The following is a 17,218-nucleotide window of genomic DNA, read 5'->3' on the forward strand; positions in this document are numbered from 1 at the left end:
GTCCGGGCGGCGGTGGCCGGTTGCGAGCCGGTGGTCGCGACGCGCCCCGTCTCCCTTGGTCGACGACCTGCATGAACCGGCCCGCAGGCAGGACGATGTCAGGTCAACGCCTTGTGTCGTCTGTCCATGTCGCGATGGCTGCGGCGCCCCGGCGAACCGCCTCGTCCGGGTCGCGGGCGAGCGTCCCGCAGGCCGCTGCGATGTCCGGCGGAGCGTCCGGTCCCGCGAGGGCGTCGTGCACGCCGGTCTGCAGCCAGTCAACGTGGTTGTCGTCGGCGTCATCGACCGCGAGAGCGATGAGCCGTACGGCGGCCGCCGTTCCCACCCTGGCCAGGGCCTGTGCCGTCTGCCGGGTCACGGCCGTGTCCTCGCCGTCCAGCAGCAGCCCCAGCAGTGCTCGCGCGGCCTGGGGAACCTCGGTGAAGGCGGCAAGGTCACGCCCGGCACGGACGCGGTGCGTCCAGGAAGCAGACGACGCCTCGGTCAGGGCCGCCTCCAACCTGCTCGTCATGTGGGGCATGCCCCGACCGTCTCATGCCCCACGAAGAAGACCGCACTTGGGGTCCCGGGGGCTGCGCCCGGTCCGTCTGCCGTTTCTCCGGTGCGCCGGAGAAGACGGTGTGTCGGTGTGCCTGGGTGGTGAACGCCGCTGCCGGGGCCCCTGGTTGGGTGTCCCGGCAGCGGCGGCGTGGTGGGGGTCAGGCCGCGGTGCGTTCGCGGACGTACTCTTCCCAGGTGCGCTTGCCGACGTCGTTGCCCTTCAGGGCGAGGTTGTCGCCGGCGCGGTAGGCCTTGCCGGCCTTGCCGGGCATGCGCATCGGCAGCATCGGGCGGCTCTTGCCGTGGGCCGCGAGGTAGCTGCGCAGCAGGTCCCCGAGCGGGTAGATCTTCGGGCCTGCCAGGTCGGGCACGCGGCCGACCGGCTCGCCCAGGGTCAGCTCGGCCAGGCGGGCGGCCACCTCGCGGGAGTCGACCGGCTGGAACTGCAGGCCGCCGGGGACCGGGATGATCGGCATCTTGGACATCTTCTGCGCCATCATCCACACGATGTCGTGGAACTGGGCGGCGCGCAGCATGGACCAGGGGATGCCGGCCCCGGTGATGATCTTCTCGGCTTCGAGCTGGGTCTTGAACCAGCCCAGCGGCATGGTGTCGGTGCCGATGACGGAGATGTAGACGATGTGCTGGACACCGGCCTTCTTCGCGGCGGTCACCAGGGTGCGGGCCACCTTGTCGTCGCCCTTGTTGGCGCCGGCGAGGTGCAGCACGGTGTGGACGCCGTGCAGGGCCTGGTCGATGCCCTGGCCGGTGAACAGGTCGACGGCGAAGTACTCGATGCCGTTGGCGGATTCACGGGGCTTGCGTGCCAGGATGCGTACGTCGCGGCCGGCCTGCTGCAGCAGGGGAACGACGTGGCTCCCCAGCGTGCCTGTGCCACCCGTGACCAGAATGGGTGCGGTCATCGCTCCCTGTTCTCCTCTTCGCTTTGGGGGTCTCGGACTCTTCCGAGGTCTTGGGGCTGGGACGCTAGAGGCCGGCGGCCACGCGGGCCGGTCCGAACCACACATCGAGCGCGTCGGTCAGGTCGCCGCTGCCGGGCGCCGCCCAGGCGACGTAGCCGTCGGGGCGGACCAGGACGGCCTCCAGCGGGTGCGGCGGGGCCTGGGCGGTGTGGGGTGCCCAGGTGCCGTGGACGGTGTCGACGCGGTCCGCCCAGCCGGCCGCGAGGGTGCGCGGCTCTTCCAGGCCGTCGGTGGTGATGAGCAATCCCCGGCCCTGGCGCAGCAGTTCGGCGATGCGGGTGCGTTCGCCGCCGGGCAGGTCGAGGGTGAGGTCGGGTGACAGGCGCCGGCCGAGCAGCGGGTGGTCGCCGGTGCAGGTGGCGTAGTGGACGCCGAGGCCGCTGACCATGCCGGCGAAGTGCTCGGCGGCGTTTTCGTCGTCCATCAGTTCGCGCAGGACGGCGCGCAGCGGGTCCATCTCCTGGCCGCTGAGGTACAAGGTGGTGGCGGCGTGGGTGTTGCGCAGCAACTGCTCGCCCAGGGGGTGGCGTTCGCTGTGGTAGGTGTCCAGGAGACTGTCGGGTGCGCGTCCGGTGGCGACCGCGGCGAGTTTCCAGCCCAGGTTGGCCGCGTCCTGGATGCCGGTGCTCAGTCCCCAGCCGGCCAGCGGCGGGGTGGGGTGTGCGGCGTCTCCGGCGAGTAGGATCCGGCCCTTGCGGTAGGTGGTGGCCAGGCCGGCGCCGTTGCCGAAGGCGGCCACCCAGCGGGCGCTGCCGTGGTGGATGGACTCGCCGGTCATGCGCTGCCAGGCGTCGGCGACGTCACTGAAGGTGGCGCCGGCGGGGTGCGGGGGCAGGCTCTTGTCGTGGATGAGGACCCGGTAGTAGCCGTCGCCGAGGTCGGTGGCCAGGATCATGTTGCCGCCGGGCACGTGCTCGCCGGTGGGCCGCTGGCGCAGCTCGATGCCCGTCACGTCGGCCATATACATGCCGCGTTCGGATTCCCAGCCCGGGGCCGGGATGCCGGCCAGGGTGCGGATGGTGCTCTCGGGTCCGTCGCAGCCCACCAGGTAGGCGGCGCTGTCGCGGTGGCGGCCCTGGGGGCCGTCGAGGATCAGTTCGACGCCGTCGGCGCTCTCGGTGAAGGCGACGGCGTGGTGGCCGCGGCGGACGGGGACGCCGAGTTCGGCCAGCCAGTCGGTGAGCATCGACTCGGTGCGTGACTGCGGCAGGCCGAGCACGCCGTGGTGGCTCTCGGCGAACCTGCTCAGGTCGTAGCCGACGCCGCCGAAGTGGCCGCGCTGGCCCTGGCGGAACTGGCCGAGCCGGGTCAGCAGGCCGCGCTGGTCGAAGATCTCGGCGACCCGCTTGGTGAAGCCCAGGGCGCGGGATTCGCCGGACGCCTCGGGCAGCCGGTCGTAGACGGTGACGTCGGCGCCGCCGAGTCTGATCTCACCCGCGAGCAGCAATCCGACGGGACCCGCCCCGACCACTATGACGCGAGTTTCCACTTACGTTCTCCCTACGAAACGTCGGAGACAAATCCGCTCACGACGTCGAGCGCCGATGCGCACCATCATGGCACGAACACTCCTGGTGCAATAGCCGCGCGAGCGGACTGTCACGGAATTCTACAAGCAGATCGAGTGCACTGAAGGGCCGTCCTCGAGTGCGTCTCGAGTGATATTCGAGTGACTTTCGAGTGGTATCCGATCGGTATTCGGCCATCGAATTCCGGGAGGCCGGAATTTGGGGGGGTCAGGCGGCGTTCTCGCCCGTCTGTGCCGCGGTGGGGACGGGGGCGTCCCAGTCGATGCGGTAGGTGAACTGCCAGTCCAGCGGCTCGGGCTTCAGGTCGCGCCCGTCGCGGCCGGGTGCGCCGGCCTTGCTGGCGTTGGTGCGGGCGGCCAGGGCGATGATGCGCTCCACGCGGGCCCGGCGCAGCGACTCGTACGCCGCGAACGCCTGACGGTGGGGCAGGTCGCGCAGGCAGCGCGCCAGTTGGACGGAGCTTTCGATGGCTTGGGAGGCGCCCTGGCCGGAGCTCGGGGAGGCGGCGTGCACGGCGTCGCCGACCAGGACCATCCGGCCGCGGCTCCACACGGGCACCGGCGGCATGGTCTCCAGCGGGCCGGTGATCAGCAGGTCGGCCGGGTCGGTGCGGGCCAGCAGGTCGGCGGCCGGGTCGCAGTGGCCGGTGAACGCGCGGCGCAGCGTCTCCAGCCACTGCCGGGGCGGGGTCTTGCGTGCTTCGGCCAGTGTCAGCGGCTGGGGGTGGGGCAGGTTGACGAACCAGCCGCCGGAGCCGTCGGCGTGCACCAGGTGGCCGAAGGAGCCGCCGGGGCCGTAGCCGACGTGGAGTTTTCCGTCCGTGGCGGGCAGGGCGGTGTCGGCCAGCGGGGCGGCGAATCCGAGCAGGCCGGCGTAGTGCGGGCGGGGTGCGTCCGGGTCGATGAGGGTGCGCACGGTGGAGCGGATGCCGTCGGTGCCGATGAGGATGTCGGCGCGGGCGGTGGTGCCGTCGGCGAAGCGGGCGGTGACACCGTCGCCGGTGTCCTCGGCCGCCACCAGCCGCTTGCCGGGCACGGTGCGCACGCCGCGGGCGCTCGCCTCCTCCTGCAGGGCCCGGTTGAGGTCGCCGCGCCAGACGAACCGGGACGGCGGCAGATCTTCGGGCAGGGTGATCTCGCCGAGGGGGGTGCCGTCGGCGGTGCGCAGGACGGTGCCCCGCATGGGGGTGCCGACACGGCGGACGACGTCGCCGGCGCCGATGGCGTCCAGTGCGCGCACGCCGTTGGGGGCGAGGCTCAGGCCGCCGCCGATGCCGTCGGCCGTCAGCTGGTAGGCCTCGTGGACGGTGGCCTGGATGCCGGCGCGTTGCAGGGCCATGGCCACGGTCGAACCGGCGATGCCGCCGCCGATGACCAGCGCGGTGCGGGTGTGGGAGGTCATAACTCCTGCCTTGGTTGATCGGGGACCGTCGACACGGCCCGCTCCGGGTCACTCGGAGAAATCGGGTCCGCGCATTTGCGCCGGTCCCCGCTTTTGCGGCCAGGGTAAAGGAGCCGGAACACGCCGACAACGGCCGCTCGAGCACGCCGGGTGTTCGACTGCGGAAATACCGAGGTTGCACATTTTCGCGGCCGGGTTCCATCGTTCAAGTTTTCCGCGTTGACCGCCCGCCGAATGCTTGAGTACTTTCCGGTCAGGATTGGCGGGAATTTCCCGACGGGTGGGACAGGAGAGTGTGATGCACAAGGTCGTATCGCGGGACGGCACCACCATCGCCTACGAAAAGGCCGGGCAGGGGCCCCCGATCGTGCTGCTCGGCGGCGGCTTTCGTGACCACACGGCCTTCGACACGCTCGTCCCGCACCTGGCCGATCACCTGACCGTCTACGCCTACGACCGGCGCGGGCGCGGCCAGAGCGGCGACTCCCCCGCCTACGCGGTGCAGCGCGAGATCGAGGACATGGAGGCGGTGATCGCCGACGCCGGCGGCCGGGCCGCGGTGTTCGGCGGCTCCAGCGGGGCGATCCTGGCGCTGCGGGCGGCCCTGGCGGGCGCGCCGATCAGCAAACTGGCGCTGCTCGAGCCGCCCTACCGGGTGCCGGGCTTCCGTACCCCGCCCGCGGACTTCGCCGAGCGCCTGGACGCGCTACTCGCCGAGGGCCGGCGCGGGGAGGCGGTGGAGTACTTCCTGGCCCAGAACGTCGGCTTCCCGCAGGCATGGATCAAGGAGTGGAAGGACAGCCCGCTGTGGCCGTCGAACGAGGCTCTCGCCCACACCCTGCCCTACGACACCGCCGTCATGGGCGATGGCCGGGTGCCGGTGGAAGAGCTGGCCGGCCTGCCGCTGGAGACGCTGGTCGTCAACAGTGACCACACCGGGGACTGGCTGCTGGCGGCCGCGAAGGCGACGGCGGCGGCCCTGCCCGGCGGGCGGCGCCTGGAACTGCCCGGGGTGTGGCACCGGGTGCTGCCGGAGGTGCTGGCGCCGGCGCTGGTGGACTTCGTCACCGGCTGAGACGACGGACCGGGGGGCGCCCCACCCGCGCAGGTCTCCCCCACCCAAGCCCTCTGGGGGCGCGAGCCGTTCGGCTTGCGCCCCCAGAGGGCTTCGCCACGCGCCCGAACCCGGCCCCGGGCGTCCGGGGCCCGGGTTCGGGTTGGGGTTACCAGGGGACGGGGCCGGTTTCGTCCTGTGAGGTGCCGGTGGGGCCGTCGGGGCCGAGCAGGGCCAGGCGGACGGCGGTGGCGGCGCCCTGGGCGGGTGTCTGATGGCCGCGGTGGCCGTTGATGTCGGTCGCGGTGAAGCCGGGATTGGCCGCGTTCACCTTGATCGGGGTGTCCCGCAGTTCCCTGGCGTAGGCGAGGGTCAGCGCGTTCAGGGCCGTCTTGGAGGACTGGTAGGTGACCAGGTTGTAGGCGCCGAAGCCGCCGTCCAGGTCGGCGTTGAGGGTCAGCGAACCCACCGTGGAGGACACGTTGACGATCCGGCCGGCCCGCGAGCGGCGCAGAAGCGGCAGCACGGCGTTGGTCACCGTCAGCACACCGAAGACGTTCGTGGCGTACACCTCGTGCAGGTGCTCGGCACTGGCGGTGCTGGGCTGGCCGGTGAAGGCTCCGGTGATGCCGGCGTTGTTGACGAGGATGTCCAGGCGGCCGTAGCGCTCGTCGATCAGGGCGGCGGCGTCCTTGACGCAGCCGGGATCGGTGACGTCGAGCAGCAGCGGGTGGGCGTCGAGGCCTTCGGCGGCGAGCAGGGCGGCGGCCGCCGTCCCGCGGCGGCTGTCGCGGGCGCCGAGGAGCACGGTCAGCCCGCGGGCGCCGAGCTGACGTGCCGTCTCCAGGCCAAGTCCCTTGTTGGCGCCGGTGATCAGCGCGATCCCGTCCCCGGGCGAGTGCGGGGTGGGCTCGGTCATGCTGCAATCACCGCCTCGCCGAACCAGCGGGCCAGCGCCTCGTCGAGGCCTGCGGGACCGTGGCCGGCCGGGGCGACCCAGGCGATGTAGCCGTCCGGGCGGACCAGGAGGGCGGCGGCGCCCTCGAACGGGTCCTCGCCGTCGGCGGTGTGCGGCGCGGCGGACACCACCTCCACCCGGTCCTGCCAGGGGGCGGCCGCCTGCCGTGTCCGGGCATCACCCGTCAGGTCCAGGACCACGCCGCGGGCGGCGTGCAGCAGCTGCAGGGTGCTGGTCTTGCCGCGCTCGCCGCCCTCGTCGACCAGGTCGACGCCCGGCAGGCGGCGTCCCAGCAGCGGGTGGTCGGCGCCGTCGGGCATGTCGTAGCGGATGTCCAGGCCGGTGACCATGCCGATCAGGTGCCGGCGGACCTCGGGCAGCACCGTCAGCTCGGCGAACAGCTCCCGCAGCGGCTGCATGGGCTCACCGGTCAGGTACAGGCTGCGCTGGGTCAGGGTGTTGACCAGGACCCGGGCGCCCACCGGGTGGCGTTCGTCGTGGTAGCTGTCCAGCAGGGCTTCGCCGGCCAGGCCCTGCACCGCCAGGGCCAGTTTCCAGCCGAGGTTGACCGCGTCCTGCACGCCCGCGCTCATCCCCTGCCCGCCGATGGGCAGGTGGATGTGGGCGGCATCTCCGGCCAGGAAGATACGGCCCTTGCGGTACTGCGCGGCCTGCCGGGTGGCGTCGGTGAACCGGCCGATCCAGCGGGGGGTGCCGGCGCTGATGTCCTCACCCGTCAGCCGCAGCCAGGCGGCGGCGACCTCCTCGAACGAGGGCGGGGCATAGCCGGGGCGGGGGGTGACGGCGGCGTCGTAGTAGGTGACGCGGAAGATGTCCTCGCCCTGCTGGAAGGCCAGGACCATGCCGCCGGCGACGCGTTCGCCGTTGGGCCGGGGCCGCACGGTGGTGACGCCCACGACCTCGGCGAAGGACATCTCGATGGTGGCGTCGTGGCCGGGGAAGTCGATGCCGGCCTTCTTGCGGACGGTGCTGCGTCCGCCGTCGCAGCCCACCAGGTAGGAGCCGCGCAGCCGGTCGGCCCCCGCCGGGCCGTGCACCGTCACCTCGACGTGGTCGTCGCCCGTCTGAAGGTCCGTCACCTCCCAGCCGCGGCGCACCTCGACGCCGAGTTCCTCGGCCCAGTCGTTCAGGACGGCCACCGTCAGCGACTGCGGCACACCCTTGGCGCCGTAGGAACCGCCGGGCACCTCCCGGTAGTCCAGGGGGACGCCGCCGAAGTGGCCGATGGGGATGGTGTCGAAGCCGCCGAACCGGCGCAGCAGGCCCCGCTGGTCGAAGGTCTCGATGGTGCGGGCGGTGAAGCCCAGCGCCCGGGACTGGTCCGTCGGCTCCGTCGACTTCTCCAGCACCACGCAGGTGACGCCGGCCAGCCGCAGTTCGCAGGCCAGCATCAGCCCGACGGGGCCGGCTCCGACCACGATGACGTCCGTGTCCACGCCGCTCATTTCGCTCCCAGGTCAGGGTGGGTGGGGGTGGCCCGCTGGCCGGCCAGGGCCCGGTCGACCAGTGCGCCGGCCGCGCCGGTGCAGCCGGCCGGGTCCAGCAGGGCGGCGAGCTCGCCGGGGGCGAACAGCCCCCGCAATCGAGGTAGTTCTTCCAGCACTTCGGCCAGCGGCCGCGCGGTGCGAGCGGCGTGCAGTGACGCCTGGGTGAGCAGGTCTTTGGCCGGCGTCCGGCCCAGCCGCAGGGCCAGGACGGCGCACAGCCGCTCGGAGGCGATCTGGCCGCCGGTCGCCGCCAGGTTGGCTCGCATGCGGTCCGTGTGGACGGTGAGATCGCCGATCAGTTCGGCGGCGGTGCGCGCGGCGCCGCCGGTCAGCCTCAGGCACTCGCGCAGCGGCAGCCACTCGGTGTGCCACACGCCGGCCGACCGCTCGTCCTCGCTCACCAGACACTGCGTCAGCACCTGTGCCAGGGCGGGCACTTGCAGCGACGCGGAGCGGATCAGAGTGGCCAGGACGGGGTTGCGTTTGTGCGGCATCGCCGAGGACACCCCACGGCCGGCGACCTGTCCCTCGGCCGCCTCGCCGATCTCGGTGCGGGCCAGCACCAGCACATCGGCGGCGATCTTGCCGAGCGCGCCGGTGGTGTGGGCCAGGGCGGCGCCCAGGTCGGCGATCGGGGTGCGCAGCGCATGCCAAGGCAGCACCGGCTCGGCCAGCTGCGTCTCCCGGGCGAACGCGGCGGTCAACTCCGCGACCAGGGTGGGGGCGTCGGTGTCGGCGCCGGCGTAGTGGAGGTAGCCGGCCAGGGTGCCGGCGGAGCCGCCCAGGGACACCGGGAGCCGGTCGGTGACCTGTTGCAGGCGGGTGAGGCAGTCCCGGACGAGGTGATGCCAGCCGGCCGCCTTCAGTCCGAACGTGGTGGGGACGGCGTGCAGGGCGAGGGTGCGACCGGCCATCACCGTGTCGCGGTGCGCGGCCGCCAGGTCGGCGAGCAGCTCCGCGGTCCGGCGCAGGTCACCGATGATGATGTCCAGGGCCCGCCGGGCCACCAGCATCGCGCCGGTGTCGAGGATGTCCTGGCTGGTGGAGCCGCGGTGGACGTACTCGGCGGCGTGTGGGGCGTCGGCGGCCACCACCGCCGTCAGCATCCTGATCATGCCGACGACCGGGTTGGCGGTCTCGCGGGCGGCTCTGGCCAGTTCCACCAGGTCCAGGTGTTCGGCGCGGGCGGCGGCGGTGATCGCGGCGGCGGCCGCCGCGGGCACGGTGCCGCAGTGCGCCTGCGCCCGGGCCAGGGCCGCCTCCGCGTCCAGCATCGCCTGCAGCCAGGCGCTGTCGCTGACCGCGGCCTCCACGGCGGTGCCCGCCCGCACCGGCGAGAGCAGACCGCTGTCGAGACCGGCACCCGCGCCGGAAGCCGGAACGGACGCGGCGGCGGGGGCGGATGCGGGTGTGGTGCTTCGGACGGCGGCCGGGGCGGCGGTGGGGCGGGGGGTGGTCGTCATGCCGCTGCCCTCGTCACGGTCGTCCCGTCCCGGCCGGGACGCTGCGAGGTCACGGGCGTGGACGCCGGTGCGGCGGCGGTGGCGGGCAGGGCCAGGGCCAGGGCCGCGGCCGCGATCGCGTCGGAGTCCTCCAGGGTCACCGAGCCGACGCCGGGCCGGATACCGGCCGCGGTCACCCAGTGCACGGACTCGGTGGGCACGCCGTAGGCGAAGCGCCGCGGGTGCGGCTCGCCGCCGGCGTCCAGCAGCTGGTAGGGGCGCCCGGCGACGGCGAGACCGCCGGTCTCGTAGGCTGCGCCGTCTTGTGCGGGGATGGTGTGGGGGCGGCACTGGCCGGTGCGCAGCAGATGGCGCAGCAGCGGGTCCGCGGTGCGCCGCAGGTCGATCTCCGGCAGCCGGCTGTCGATCAGGACGCTCGCGCGGACCAGGACGCCGGGGATGGTGCTGGTGGCGGTGAAGCGGGCGCCGTCGGGGCCGTCTTCCTCGGTGCCGATCCGCGTCCCCGGGCCCAGGATTTCCAAGATGCCCGCGTCCATCAGCGCGGCCATCTCCTCGATGCGCGAGGCCGGCGGCCCGATCGACAAGAACGCGTTCAACGGCGTGTACCAGCCGTCCAGTTCCTCACGGTGGGAGTCGCCGTCCAGGCCGCAGTGGTCAACGGCCAGGCGCACCTCGTTGCGCAGGTCCCGCAGCACGTCCAGGGCCGCTTTGAGCGGGCCGGAGACATTGCCCTGCCGGGCCTGGCGGACGTCGTCGTCGAGGTGGCCGCGCAGCCAGGTGCGGAAGTCGGCCAGGTCCCTGAAGATCCGGCCGGCATGGGGCCGGGCGATGCGGTCCCAGTCCCAGCGTGCGCCCGCCTCCACCGAGGCCTCGGCCAGCAGTCGCTCGCGCTGCGGGCCCGGCTCGGTGCGCAGGTAGCGGGCGGCGAACTCCCCCGCCCGCTCCACTCCCTGACGGTTAATCAGCAGGGTCTCGTAGTAGACGCTCTCCACTTCCCGGGCGATCAGCGGCCACAGGTCGGTGCCGAACCGGATCGGGGGACGGCCCTCAGCACGCAGCGCCGCGATGTGGGCGGCCGTCAGCAGCCGGGGCAGATAGCGGCCGTGGGCGCCCTTCTCGTTCTCCCCCCGCGCCTGATACGGCACCCCGCGGCGCGAGCCGGCATACAGGCGCGGTTCACGTCCCGAGGGCCGGTAGACCACCCGGCCGCCCACCCGTGCGAAGACGCCGCCCCGGCCGCGCGTGAACAGGGCCATGTAGTCGAAGAAGTTCAGGCCCAGACCGCGCAGCAGCACCCTCTCGCCGGGCGCGACCGCCTCGAGGTCGACGTCGGCGGGGTTGGCGGGCGCGAGGTAGGTCAGGCCGTGCCGGGCGGCGAAGCCGGACAGCTCCCGCTCCACCCCGCTCGCCACCACCGGCAGATGGCCCTGCGCCAGCACGACCGCGGACAGCCCGGTCAGCCGGGTGCCGTCGGCCAGGACGACGCTCTGCGCCCCGCCCGCACCGAGCGCGGCATCGCCGTCGTCCAGCGCAATGGCCCGCTGGCCGTGCACGCGGACCGTCACATGCGCGGCCGCGGCCGCGGTGACCCGCCGGAACACCCAGCTCAGGTACTGCCCGTACAGGGCGCGGGTGGGATAGCTGTCCGGTCCCAGGCCGCGGGCCTCGGCGAGCGTGGCGGCGTCCAGGTGGGCGCTGTCACCCGGCCCGAACTCGCCCGCAGCCAGCGCCCTGGCCCACTCATGAAGGCTGGGCCCCTCCTCCAGCGGGCCCTCGATGACGACGCTGGCGTCGGTGTAGAGCGTCACCTGGGAGGCGACGGTGTTCATCAGCAGGTGCCGGGACTGCGAGGGCCGCCACACCTGGCCGGGGCCGGGCGGTCCCGGATCGACCACGTGCACCACGACGTGGTCCCAGCGCGGTGACTTGCGTTCCTGCGCGCACAGCCGCTCCAGCACCGAAAGCCCCCGGGGGCCGGCACCGACGAGGCACAACTCGATACGTCCGCTGCTCACAAAGACACTCCGCTCGGCGTACGGGGGCGGCGGGCCGCGCCCCCGGGGGTCTGGGTGGCACTCCGGGCTTCCGGACAAAACGGCGGGACCGCCGCCGTCGGCGGTCCCGCCGAGGAGCCGGCGCACCGGCCGTCCCGTTCACCCCCGCGCGTACCGTTCACAGCGCCTCCTTCCTCCGCCACCGTCGGCCGGTGCGCTCAACCGGAACTCGGGTCCCGCTAGGAGCCGCCGGGCCCGGAGCCGGCCGGGGAGAGGCGGCGGGGCACCGGCCGGGCGGGGGGGGTACGGCAGGCCGTGGGCGGGGGTGCGGGAGCGGCCTGCGGGCAAGGGCGCGGGGACCGCCTCAGGCGGGGTGCGGGCGGCCCGTGGGCGGGGGTAGGGAGGCGGCCGTCGGCGGGGGTGCGGGAGTCGCCTGCAGGCAAGGGTGCCGGACTGCCGCAGGCGGGGTGTGGGCACGGTCCGGGACGGTGTGTTGTGGGGGTGGCCGCAACCGGGGGTGGGGCAAGCGTGCGGCACCTCCCGCAGTTGCCTGTTGGCTGGGCGGGAGGTGCCGGGTGGGCTGTGCGGGGTCTCCGCGGTCGGCCGTCGGTGGCCGGGCCGGGTGGGTTCGCCACCCGGGCGGCACGGCAGGTGGACCGGAGGCCGGGCGTGCCCGACGGTGGGGCGTCGCAGCCGCCCGGTCCGCTCCGGGCGGGTGCCAACCGGGTGGCCCCGCCGTGTCGGTTCGGACCGTTTCAGCATCGGCTGCCGTATTGGAGATCGCCTCGAGGAACGCTCAAGACGCAGAGCTGCAGCCGTGGTTGAGGCGGGTCAGAGTTCGGCGGCCGCGGGAGCGGCTGTGTGGCGCAGGGCGACCTCGCGCACCAGCAGGCCGGCCACCAGGGCGATGGCGCCGGCCGCCGAGCCGACGAGGAACGCGCTGTGCGTGCCGGCGGCGGTGGCGTACCGGTAGGCCTCGCGCACCGCGGGGCTCAGCCGCATCAGGCCGGACGCGTCGAGCTGGGCGTGGGCGAACGGTGGGTGGCCGGGCGTCCGCTCGACCATGACCTGCAGCACCCGGCGGTTGAACAGTGCCCCCATCACGGCAACGCCGAAGGAGCTGCCGAGCATGCGGAAGAGGGTGATGGCCGCGGAGGCCACGCCGATGTCCCGCAACTCCACGCTGTTTTGGGAGACGAGCATCATCACCTGCATCAGGCAGCCCAGGCCCGCGCCGAGCACGGCCATGTACAGCGCCGACTCGGTCCGGGAGGTGGTGGTGTCCATCCGGGACAGCAGCAGCATGCCGGTCAGCAGCAGGGCCCCGCCGGCGACGGGGAAGGCCTTGTAGCGTCCGGTGCTGCTGGTGATGCGGCCCGCGGCCACGGACACGACGATCATCGCGCTCATCATCGGCAGCAGCAGCAGTCCGGAGTTGGTCGCCGACGCCCCCTGCACCGTCTGCTGGTACAGCGGCAGGAAGAGCACCGCGCCGAACATGACGAAGCCCATCACGAAGCCGGTGACGGACATCAGCGTGAAGTTCAGGCTGCGGAAGATGTGCAGCGGCACCACCGGTTCGGCGGCCTTCGTCTGCCAGTAGACGAACACGCCCAGGCAGAGCACGGCCGCCGCGCACAGCGCGACGATGACGCGTGAGCCCCACGCGTACTCGGTGCCGCCCCAGGTGGCCACCAGGACGATGGCGGTGATGCCCGCCATCAGCAGCGCCGCGCCGGGATAGTCGATGCGGGCACGGGTGCGCCGTACCGGCAGGCGCAGCACCACCATCGCCATGGCCAGGGCGAGAACGCCGATGGGCAGGTTGATGTAGAACGCCCAGCGCCAGCCCAGGTGGTCGGTGATGGCGCCGCCGGCCAGCGGACCGCCGATCATGGCCAGGGCCATCACGGCGGCCAGCATGCCCTGGTAGCGGCCCTGTTCCCGGGGCGGGACCAGCTCGCCCACGATAGCCATGACTCCGGCCATCAGGCCGCCGGCGCCCAGGCCCTGGATGACCCGGAAGCCGATGAGCTGGCCCATGTCCTGGGACATGCCGCTGAGCGCGGAGCCGGCCAGGAAGATGACCACGGAGGCGAGGAAGAGATTCTTGCGGCCGTGCAGGTCACCGAGCTTGCCCCAGATCGGGGTGGCCGCGGCGGTCGCCAGGGTGTAAGCGGTGACCACCCAGGACAGGTGCTCCAGGCCGCCCAGGTCGCCCACAATCGTGGGCATGGCGGTTCCCACGATCATGTTGTCCAGTTGGGACAGGAGCATCGCGATCATCAGCGGGAGCAGCATGAGCCGTATGCTGCGCCCGGGTTTGTGCCCCGCTGTGGCCGCCGATTTCTCGATGGTTGTCGCCACTGTCGCTCACCTCGTTTGAGTCGGCTTGCCGTGCCGGCGCGGCATGGGGCCGCGCCCGCCGGCTGTGCTGGGGCCGCCCGGCCGGGGCGCGGCACCGCGCACGGTGAGCAGCACGCGAAGTCCAACAGGAGCCGCTCGATGGGCGGTGGTGGGCCGCTGGGGACGCCATGGGGCCCCGGCCAGGGCCCTCATCCGCGAGGCGAGCTGCGGTTTCGTGACGGCCTGTGGGGGTGTGCCGGGCCGCGGGCGTGGCGAGGGCGGTCCGGTGTCAGCGGGGTGTCAGCGGGGTGTCAGGGCGCGTTGCCACGGTCCGTCCCCGGGAGGCCCGGTTCGGGTTTCCCTTCTGCCCGGTTGCGCCCACAAGGAGTGTCGGTGTTGGACCCTCAGAACGTGCGCGTGTATCCCGAAGGGAGTTCGGAGCGGCTGCTGGCCATGCGCGACGCGCTGGGCGAAGCACCGGTGGAGCGGGTCCGCCTGGCCGATCTGACGGTGTCCTTCTCCCCGCGCTCGGGCGAGGTAGACGGCGAGTGGGCGCTGACCCTGGCTCAGGTGGAGGGCGGGCTGCCGCCGATCGTGGTGCACCGCTCCAGCCTGGCCGTCATCGACGGGCTGCACCGGGTGCGGGCCGCGCGGCTGAAGGGCCGCACCCACATCCCGGCCCGTTTCTTCGAAGGGTCCCGGCATGACGCGGTGCTGCTGGCAGTGGCGATGAACGTCGTGCAGGGCCGTCCGCTGTCGGTGGCCGACCGGGTGGCCGCCGCCGCCCGGATCGTCACCGAGCGGCCCCAGTGGTCGGACCGGGCCGTCGCGGTGATCGCGGGCCTGTCCGCGAAGAAGGTCTCCGAACTGCGGGCCCGGCTGACCGGGCTGCCCAGGTGCGAGCGGCGGGTCGGGCTGGACGGCCGCAGCCGGCCGCTGAGCACCGCACGCGCCCGGGAACTGGCCGGGGAGCTGCTGCGGGCCGACCCCACGGCCTCGCTGCGCACGATCGCCCGGCAGGCGGGCATCTCCCCGGCCACGGTGGCCGACGTGCGGGACCGGCTGTTGCGCGGCGACGATCCGGTGCCGCCGCGCCAGCGCGGTCTGACGGCCGCCGGGCGCAAGGCCCGTGAGGAGGGCGAGCAGGACGGGCGCCGGCGCACGGAGGAGACGCGGTCGGCCGGTGAGCTGTTCGCGCTGTTCGACTCGCTGCGGCGGGATCCCTCGCTGCGGCTGAACGAGGTGGGGCGCAGCATGCTGCGGCTGCTGGACGCGTGCGCGCTGATCGCCGGCGACCGACAGCGCCTGATCTCCAACCTGCCGCCGCACTGCGCCGACCAACTGGCCGATCTGATGAGCGGCTACTCCGACCTGTGGCAGCAACTCGCCGACGACCTGCGCACCGACGCCGAACGGCGCGAGGCCGGGTGGATGAGCGGCACCTGACGGCTCCCCTCCCCCACTGCCCGTGCCTGCCGCCGCTACGGCGCGCTGGAGCAGACGATCTCGGTCCAGATTGCCTGCAGGTCACGGCAGACAACGATGAGGGTGCCCTCCCGGCAGGCGATCTCGTGGCCGCAGCCGTCCCTGTGGGGCAGGATTTCGTCGAGTATCACCACCCCGAAGTCCCTGCCCGCATCGGCGTCGACGGGGCCGGCGGCAAAGCGGGACACCCCCGTGTAGCGGAGCAGCAGGTCCCGGTCGTGCTTCCAGCAGTTGTGCTGGAACTCGAGCTCCATCTCGGTGCCGCCGGCGCCCCGAACGGCCCGGAGCGTCAGGTCCTTCACACACCGTTTGCTGCGGAAGTCGAAGTGGTCGGCATCAGTGGCGAAGGCCCGGGCGCCGGGCGGCAGGTCGCCGGCGATCGACGGCAGGCGGCTCAGGTAGAAACCTGGGTCCAGGACTCCTGACACGTCGCCGACCTGCGCATCGACATCGACGTACTCCATCGGCCTTCGCCCCCGCTCATGACTTGCCCTCCTGACCCGGCGCATCGTCGCACCCCCGCCCTCGCCATTCGGTCCCCCTCAGCGCCAGCCGCCGTGCCGCGGCTGCGTGTGCTGCCCGAACGGTGGGGCGTAGACGTCGCCGTCGTCGGTGCTCACCAGGTAGTGGGGCACGGTTGTGGAGGCAGCCGTGTGCAGGCGGACGACGAGGTCGGCGGTGGGAAGGACTCGCAGCGACAGGGCCGCGGCCGCGCGAGCACGCTTGTGGGCGATCTGCGGGTCGGCCCGGGCCCGGGATCGCTCGAGGTGCTGGGCGGAGGTTTGCATGACCTGCAGATCGCCGCCCGCGGAGAAGCCGAGGCAGTCCTGCCACGCCAGCCCGATGATGATCTCCAGGGCGCCCGCCAGGTCGTCGGCGATCAGCCCGCCCGCCCCTTCGGAGTTGGCGAACACCACGGCGCGGCTGCCGTCCCGCTCGGGGCACAGCAGGTACGCCCCGCCGGTGAAATCCCCCGCGATCGGCTCCAGCGGGGTGCCCGAGGCGAGTTGGAGGCCGTCGCCGCACTGCGTGCGCCCGGTGTCGAACTCGAAGGACGTCCGGAGCAGTGCGTGGAGGTCCGGCATGTTCCGGATCCGGTCGAGCAGGCGGGCGCTTGAGGTCACGGCGGCGACGATAGCCGTTCCGTAAACGATCACCGGGAGGGCGGCGCGGGCCGCCGGCGTCGCGGGGTGCTTCAGGGGTGGCCGAGTTTGAATCCCACTCCCCGTACCGTCACCACCCAGGCGCTGTCGCCCAGTTTGCCGCGCAGGCTGCTGACATGGGTGTCGACCGTGCGGCGCGACCAGGAGTCGCCCCAGACCTGGCGCAGGAGCTGTTTGCGCGGGATGACCGTGCCGGGGTGGGCGGCCAGCAGGCTGAGCAGGTCGAACTCCTTGCGGGTCAGGGCGACTTCGGTGCCGTCGACGGTGACCCGGCGCGAGCCTGCGTCCAGGTGCAACGAGCCGTGGCGGATCTCCTCGACGATGGTCGGCTGCCATTGCGTGCGCCGCAGCACGGCCTCCATCCGGGCCATCAGCTCGCGCAGCCCGCACGGTTTGGTGACGTAGTCGTCGGCGCCGGCCTGCAGGCCCAGCACACAGTCCAGTTCGGAGTGGCGGGCGGTGAGGATGATGACGGGGACGCGGCTGAGGGAGCGGATGGTGCGGCACACCTCCAGCCCGTCGAGGTCGGGCAGTTCCAGGGCCAGCAGGATCAGGTCCGCCTCCCCGTACGCCTCGAGCGCGGCGCTGCCCTGGGTGACGGCGACGATCTCGTGGCCGTGCCGGCGCAGCTGGGGTATCAGCGGGTCGTCGACGTCGGAGTCGACCACCAGGATGCGCCGTGCCGCGGGTGGAGGGGCCGGTGCGAGCGCGGGCACCCCCTCGACCAGCCGCACCGGGTGCGGGGCGGGTGCGTGCAACGTCGGCAGCACCTGTGCCGTCGTCTGACTCATCGT

General features: G+C 73.1%; 14 protein-coding genes. 2 read left to right on the top strand and 12 right to left on the bottom strand.

What is annotated here, in order from left to right:
• Positions 1 to 103: 103 nt before the first annotated feature.
• The 4 genes from LN251_RS27805 to LN251_RS27820 all read right to left on the bottom strand — a co-directional run bounded on the left by LN251_RS27805 (position 104) and on the right by LN251_RS27820 (position 4,453).
• Entirely contained in the window at positions 104 to 520 is a 417-nt protein-coding gene (locus LN251_RS27805) for a HEAT repeat domain-containing protein (protein ID WP_458246928.1), read from the bottom strand.
• A 178-nt stretch (positions 521 to 698) separates the two neighbouring features.
• Entirely contained in the window at positions 699 to 1,463 is a 765-nt protein-coding gene (locus LN251_RS27810; RefSeq protein WP_458246929.1) for an SDR family oxidoreductase, read from the bottom strand.
• A gap of 64 nt (positions 1,464 to 1,527) precedes the next feature.
• Positions 1,528 to 3,012 (bottom strand): FAD-dependent monooxygenase, encoded by a 1,485-nt coding sequence (locus LN251_RS27815; protein WP_458246930.1) that lies wholly within the window; start codon positions 3,010 to 3,012, stop codon positions 1,528 to 1,530.
• A gap of 247 nt (positions 3,013 to 3,259) precedes the next feature.
• Positions 3,260 to 4,453 (bottom strand): FAD-dependent monooxygenase, encoded by a 1,194-nt coding sequence (locus LN251_RS27820; RefSeq protein WP_458246931.1) that lies wholly within the window; start codon positions 4,451 to 4,453, stop codon positions 3,260 to 3,262.
• A 298-nt stretch (positions 4,454 to 4,751) separates the two neighbouring features.
• Between LN251_RS27820 and LN251_RS27825 the strand changes: the two genes are divergently transcribed.
• Positions 4,752 to 5,528: an alpha/beta fold hydrolase gene (locus LN251_RS27825; RefSeq protein ID WP_458246932.1), complete on the top strand. Its 777-nt coding sequence runs from the start codon at positions 4,752 to 4,754 to the stop codon at positions 5,526 to 5,528.
• A gap of 148 nt (positions 5,529 to 5,676) precedes the next feature.
• Here LN251_RS27825 and LN251_RS27830 read toward each other — a convergent pair whose 3' ends face one another.
• The 5 genes from LN251_RS27830 to LN251_RS27850 form a co-directional block, all read right to left on the bottom strand.
• A complete protein-coding gene (locus LN251_RS27830) occupies positions 5,677 to 6,426 on the bottom strand; it encodes an SDR family oxidoreductase (protein ID WP_458246933.1) in 750 nt (249 codons plus the stop codon).
• Positions 6,423 to 7,931, bottom strand: coding sequence for an FAD-dependent monooxygenase (locus LN251_RS27835; protein ID WP_458246934.1), 1,509 nt, complete (start codon positions 7,929 to 7,931; stop codon positions 6,423 to 6,425). The genes LN251_RS27830 and LN251_RS27835 overlap by 4 nt, the downstream gene beginning before the upstream one ends.
• Complete coding sequence (pcaB, locus tag LN251_RS27840; RefSeq protein WP_458246935.1) at positions 7,928 to 9,436, bottom strand: 3-carboxy-cis,cis-muconate cycloisomerase; 1,509 nt, start codon at positions 9,434 to 9,436, stop codon at positions 7,928 to 7,930. The genes LN251_RS27835 and pcaB overlap by 4 nt, the downstream gene beginning before the upstream one ends.
• A complete protein-coding gene (locus LN251_RS27845) occupies positions 9,433 to 11,451 on the bottom strand; it encodes an FAD/NAD(P)-binding protein (protein WP_458246936.1) in 2,019 nt (672 codons plus the stop codon). Before LN251_RS27845 ends, pcaB begins: the two co-directional genes overlap by 4 nt.
• An 810-nt stretch (positions 11,452 to 12,261) precedes the next feature.
• A complete protein-coding gene (locus tag LN251_RS27850; RefSeq protein WP_458246937.1) occupies positions 12,262 to 13,731 on the bottom strand; it encodes an MDR family MFS transporter in 1,470 nt (489 codons plus the stop codon).
• 438 nt (positions 13,732 to 14,169) lie between these two features.
• On the opposite strand from LN251_RS27850, the gene LN251_RS27855 reads away from it, so the two are divergent.
• Positions 14,170 to 15,222, top strand: coding sequence for a transcriptional regulator (locus tag LN251_RS27855; RefSeq protein ID WP_458246938.1), 1,053 nt, complete (start codon positions 14,170 to 14,172; stop codon positions 15,220 to 15,222).
• Positions 15,223 to 15,257: 35 nt separating this feature from the next.
• Here the strand turns inward: LN251_RS27855 and LN251_RS27860 are convergent, their stop codons facing one another.
• The 3 genes from LN251_RS27860 to LN251_RS27870 all read right to left on the bottom strand — a co-directional run bounded on the left by LN251_RS27860 (position 15,258) and on the right by LN251_RS27870 (position 17,215).
• Positions 15,258 to 15,725 carry a hypothetical protein gene (locus LN251_RS27860; RefSeq protein ID WP_458246939.1) on the bottom strand — a complete coding sequence of 156 codons (468 nt, stop codon included), beginning with the start codon at positions 15,723 to 15,725 and terminating at the stop codon, positions 15,258 to 15,260.
• 78 nt (positions 15,726 to 15,803) lie between these two features.
• On the bottom strand, positions 15,804 to 16,385 hold the full coding sequence (locus LN251_RS27865) for a hypothetical protein (RefSeq protein ID WP_458246940.1): 582 nt from the start codon (positions 16,383 to 16,385) through the stop codon (positions 15,804 to 15,806).
• Positions 16,386 to 16,456: 71 nt separating this feature from the next.
• A complete protein-coding gene (locus tag LN251_RS27870) occupies positions 16,457 to 17,215 on the bottom strand; it encodes a response regulator transcription factor (RefSeq protein WP_458246941.1) in 759 nt (252 codons plus the stop codon).
• Positions 17,216 to 17,218 lie beyond the last annotated feature (3 nt).

This window comes from Streptomyces sp. MAI_2237, assembly GCF_054189285.1.